This is a genomic window from Sandarakinorhabdus sp. (genome assembly GCF_032115815.1).
In the GTDB taxonomy this organism is placed as follows: Bacteria; Pseudomonadota; Alphaproteobacteria; order Sphingomonadales; family Sphingomonadaceae; genus Sandarakinorhabdus.
Window position 1 is genome coordinate 1 of record NZ_JAUMBI010000154.1, and the last position, 4686, is coordinate 4686.

The 4686-nt window shown below is 63.7% G+C and carries 4 protein-coding genes; 2 read left to right on the plus strand and 2 right to left on the minus strand.

The features are described 5' to 3' along the window. Positions 1 to 103: 103 nt before the first annotated feature. Both RT662_RS09035 and RT662_RS09040 read right to left on the minus strand, forming a co-directional pair. Positions 104 to 898 (minus strand): ABC transporter permease, encoded by a 795-nt coding sequence (locus RT662_RS09035; RefSeq protein WP_313670386.1) that lies wholly within the window; start codon positions 896 to 898, stop codon positions 104 to 106. Between the two features lie 5 nt (positions 899 to 903). Further along, positions 904 to 2076: a hypothetical protein gene (locus tag RT662_RS09040; protein ID WP_313670387.1), complete on the minus strand. Its 1173-nt coding sequence runs from the start codon at positions 2074 to 2076 to the stop codon at positions 904 to 906. A 517-nt stretch (positions 2077 to 2593) separates the two neighbouring features. Between RT662_RS09040 and RT662_RS09045 the strand changes: the two genes are divergently transcribed. Together RT662_RS09045 and RT662_RS09050 are read left to right on the plus strand one after the other, a co-directional pair. Then, positions 2594 to 3709, plus strand: coding sequence for a polysaccharide biosynthesis/export family protein (locus RT662_RS09045; RefSeq protein ID WP_313670388.1), 1116 nt, complete (start codon positions 2594 to 2596; stop codon positions 3707 to 3709). Next, a partial coding sequence (locus RT662_RS09050; RefSeq protein WP_313670389.1) for a glycosyltransferase occupies positions 3706 to 4686 on the plus strand: 981 nt, incomplete at its 3' end. The genes RT662_RS09045 and RT662_RS09050, both read left to right, overlap by 4 nt.

Consider the following 4686-nt stretch of genomic DNA (forward strand, 5'->3'; position numbering starts at 1 on the left):
ATGCAGACATGGTCGCCGCGCTCGACCGTGAGGTTGATGCCCTTGAGCACCTCGACCTGCCCGCCGCGCACGGGATAGAATTTGTGGACGTCGGTCAGCTGGATCATTCGAGCACATACTCACGGCTGACCTTGCGCTCCAGAGCGAGGGCCATGATGCTGAGACCAAGATTGACGGCCACCAGATAGCCAATATCGTACCGTGCATGAAAGACGCTGCCAAAGAACGCGTCCCGGATTATTTCCGTGCAATTGACCATAGGGATCAGCAGCGCCGCCGACTGGAAATCGGGCGGCAGCGCCTCGACCAGGAACGCGGCACCGGCCAGCGGGAACAGCAGATAAGCTGCAGGATGCCAAAGCTTTTCGACCGTTTCGGATTTCTCTGACAACGCCCCGAGAAAAATCGCGAAGGCAGCACCAAACCATGCCGTCAAAAACCAGCCAAGGACCAGTAGCAGCAGGTTCTCCGGGGGTTCGATCAGTTCAAGACCGACGAATGCCATACCAAGAATAGCGAAAGACGTGGTGGCCCCCATGGCCTCGAGCGCAATGCGCGCGATGTAGATATCCATGATGCGTACGTTGCGGTGATACATCAACGCCGAATTGGGCGCGATGGCGCCGATGCACCGATTGGGCATGTTTCGCCACAACAGAACGGTTGAATAGCCCGTAAGCGCAAACGCGGCGATGGGCAGGTCCGACAACTGGTGCAGCCCGGCGACGGTCCACAAGGTGGTGATGCCAAGCGTGAACAGCATGGGTTCAACGAAAAGCCACAGGAATCCGATATTGTGGCGGCCATAGCGCGTGAGTACTTCACGCAGCAACAGCGCGCGCAGAACGCCCAGCTGGATACGGGCGGAACGTGCCAGCGAGGCGTTGGCAGCAGACATCGCGGCTAGTCCTTGTGCTCGCGCACGCCGGCGAGCAGCATTGACAGCACGCCCCACGCCACCAGCCCGGCGATCAGCGTTGAAAGGATGCCCCGAATGCGGAGGGGCTCCATCGAGTCATCGGGCCGGCTCGGCAGTGCGACGCGTTCGACATAGGCGCGCTGGCGCCGCGCCTCGTTTCGGGCATCCTGCAGCGTGGCAAGAGCCGCCGAAAGCTGGCGGTCTGCAAATTCGCGTTCCACCTGCAGGCGCTGATACTGCGCCGCCGTGGCCGAAAGTGACCCGCTGCTGCCGGCCACTGCACCCATCTGCTCCTCCATGGCCCGCTGCAAGCCGTTAATACGCACCTTCAGCAGCGGGATCTGCGGATTTTCGGCCGCTGCGGCCGACAATTGCAGCAATTGCATGCGCGCGCCGATCAGCTCGTCCTGCAACTTGGAAATCATCTGCAGCTGCACGGTGGCCTGGCGTTCCGGATCAATCACCCCGGCCCGGTTGCGGAACGATGCCAGCGCCAGCGCCGCTGTGCGCGCCCGGCCCTGGGCTTCCATCACCTCACGTTCAGCATAGCGCACCAGATCGCCACGGCTGCGATCGTTCAGCTGATTCACCAACGCTTCGGCGCGATCCAACAGGCGACGGTTCATCACCTGCGCGTCCTGCGGTGTGAATGCCCGCACCATCATGGTGGCAATCCCGGTCTCGCTGTCAAAATCAACCGCGACCTTGTCCTCGTAATAGAGGAACAGTTCCTCGAACGAACCATCAAAGCCGAAGGGATCGAAGCGATTGAGGATGAAGATGCCGTCATTACCCCAAGCCCGGCGGGCCAGGCCATCCGCATCGAGCGCCCGCAGCGCATCCCGCGAACTGATATAGCCCTGAGCGGCGCGCATTTCATCGCTGCCATTCGAAAATCCGGCCGTTTCCAGCAGCATGCCCACGCCCGAAACAGCCGGCTTCTTGGGGCTGCGCACCACGAACCGGCTTTCAGAGATATAGACATCCGACGCCAATATGCCGAAATACAGGGCCGCAAGACCGGTTGGTGCCACAACACACAGCCAGAACAACAGGCCGGCCCCCGAAAGCCAGCGCTTCAGGCCGCCAACGGGGCCCGGACCGCCAAACGGCGCCACGTCGGCCGAACCCGGATCGATCTTGGGCTGAGAATTCATCGTTTCCGTCACGTCGCAACAAGGGGCACCCCAACCGCGGCCGGGGAATTGCTTTCGCGGATAGCGGATAATGGCCTTGCCGCCTAGATGGACACTGGCGCCGTACCAGCAGACCGTTCCGTTCAGGCAAGGCAAAGCTAATCAGGCAGCAGACCGAAAAAGGGGGATTTTTTTAGATATGATCCACTGCCAAACCATCCAGCCTTGTCTTGAAGTTGCAATGCAAAATCTGTTGGCCATGACTGTTTCTCTCGATCGAAGGCATGCAGGATTTCGATCCGGAGCGGCGCCGTTCGTCGCATTTTCGCAACATCTGGCGGAAACTGCGTACGCGTCCGGTGGGATTATGGCCTGTTCAGGCTGGCGCAGCGGCGCGGCCTTGCTTTGACATTGGCCGGGCCTGATGCCATGCCAACACCGGTTTTCAGCCCCCGGAACCCGAAACTGCACGAGCCTTTCGTTCATGACCCTTCCTCGTCTGCTTTCCCGCCCGTTTGCCACCGCTCGCTTGGCGCTGATGATCGCATCCGGTCTGGCATTGGCCGCCTGCCAGCCGTTTGGTCCCGGCCGCCAGGCCGTGCTGAGCGGCGGCACCGTGCCGCCCAGCGCCAATGAGGCGGCCGCCCAGATCAAGGTGGTGCAGGTGCGTGGCGACATGGCGGCACAGTTCAAGCCGCCAGCGCCATGGCCGGCCTTTGCCGATGTGCTGGCCGGTGCGAAGCCGGTGGGCACCGTGGTCGGCACCGGCGACGCCCTGGAAGTGACGATCTGGGAAGCCCCGCCGGCCGCGTTGTTCGGCGGCGCTACCGACACCCGCATCGGCACCGCGATCAGCACGGCGCGGCCCACCACCCTGCCCGAACTGCTGGTGGGGCCCGAAGGCAGCATCAGCGTGCCCTTCGCCGGCCAAGTACCAGCCGGCGGCCGCACATTGCGCGAGATTGAAGCCGATATCGTCCGCCGCCTGCGCGGCCGGGCAAATGCGCCGCAGGCGATTGTGAGGCTGGTGCGCAACACTACCGCCACCGTGACGGTTGTTGGCGAAGTCACCAATTCTGCCCGGCTGCCGATCAGCCCGCGCGGTGAACGTCTGCTCGATGCGCTGGCCCAGGTGGGCGGGGTGAAGCCACCGGTCAACCTGACCACCATCCAGGTCACGCGCGACGGCCGCACCTACCGCATGGCACTGGCCGACATCATCACCCAGGCCAACAACAATATCGTGCTGGCCAAGGATGACGTGATCACCGCGCTGTTCCAGCCCTACAGCTTCACCGTGCTGGGCGCAGCGGGCAAGAATGATGAGATCCGCTTTGAAGCAATGGGGATCACGCTGTCCCAGGCGTTGGGCCGCTTTGGTGGCCTGCAGGATGGCCGGGCCAATCCGCGCGGCGTCTTCCTGTTCCGCTGGGATGAACCAGCCACGCCAGGCGGACCGCGCGTGCCGGTCATCTACAGTTTCGATCTGAAGGACCCGGCGGTCTATTTCCTCGCCCAGCAGTTCCGCATGGTCGACAAGGATCTGATCTACATCACCAATTCCCCGATTGCCGAACTGCAGCGCTTTGTTAGCATCGTCTCGCAGACGCTGCTGCCGATCGCGACCGTCACCACCGTCATCCAGCAGGATTGAGCCGCCAGTTCGTGGCCGACAACGCCGCCCCCTTGCTGCTGGATGCCTCGCGCATGGTGTGGCGGCGCTGGGCCGGGGTGCGGCCGACCGGCATCGATCGGCTGTGCTTAGCCTGGCATGATCATTATGCACCGCGTGCACAGGCCGTGCTGGTGCATCGGCGCGGCCGCCACATCCTGCCGATGGCTGCATCGCAGGCCTTGTTCCGGCTGTTGGATGAGGAAGGCCCGCGTGACCGGTTCCGTCGGCGCTTTGTGGGCTGGGCAGCGCGCAATCTTGTCCACCTGTTGCGGCCGCAGCCGGGGCGTGGGCGGCGCTGGCTGAATGTCGGCCACACCGGGCTCAATTTGCCCGGGCTCGCCGAATGGGTGCGCGCGGCCGATATCCGCCCGGTGCTGATGCTGCACGATATCATTCCGATCACCCACCCCGAGCATTGCCGCGAAGGCGAAAAGGCGCGGCACGAGGTGCGGGTGAAGACGTTGCTCAGGATCGCCCACGCCGTACTGGGCAACAGCCAGGACACGCTGGATCGGCTGAACGCCTATGCGGCGGGCATCGGCATGGTGGTGCCGCAGTCACTGCCGGTGTGGCCAGGCACGCCGCGTCTGGCCATGCCGGCGGGCGAGCGGCCGGCGCTGAGCGATGATTTCATCATTTTGGGCACCATCGAAGGTCGCAAGAACCACTTGCTGCTGCTGAACGTGTGGCAACGGCTGGTGGCGCAGCATGGCGAGGCGGCACCACGGCTGGTGATCATCGGGCGGCGCGGCTGGGCATGTGATGATGTGCTGGCGCGGCTGGAGGCCGGTGGCTTCGGCAGCCGCGTGGTGGAAACTGGCGCCTTGTCAGACGATGAAATCGCCCGGCTGCTGGCCGGCGCGCGCGCCTTGCTGTTCCCCAGCTTTGCCGAAGGCTATGGCCTGCCGCTGGTGGAGGCGCTGGATGCCGGCGTGCCGGTGATTGCCAGCAATCTG

Excerpts from the sequence above, each read along its gene's own strand:
- RT662_RS09045 (WP_313670388.1), top strand. The coding sequence starts at position 2,594 with ATGATCGCATCCGGTCTGGCATTGGCCGCCTGCCAGCCGTTTGGTCCC.
- RT662_RS09040 (WP_313670387.1), bottom strand. The coding sequence starts at position 2,076 with ATGAATTCTCAGCCCAAGATCGATCCGGGTTCGGCCGACGTGGCGCCG.
- RT662_RS09035 (WP_313670386.1), bottom strand. The coding sequence starts at position 898 with ATGTCTGCTGCCAACGCCTCGCTGGCACGTTCCGCCCGTATCCAGCTG.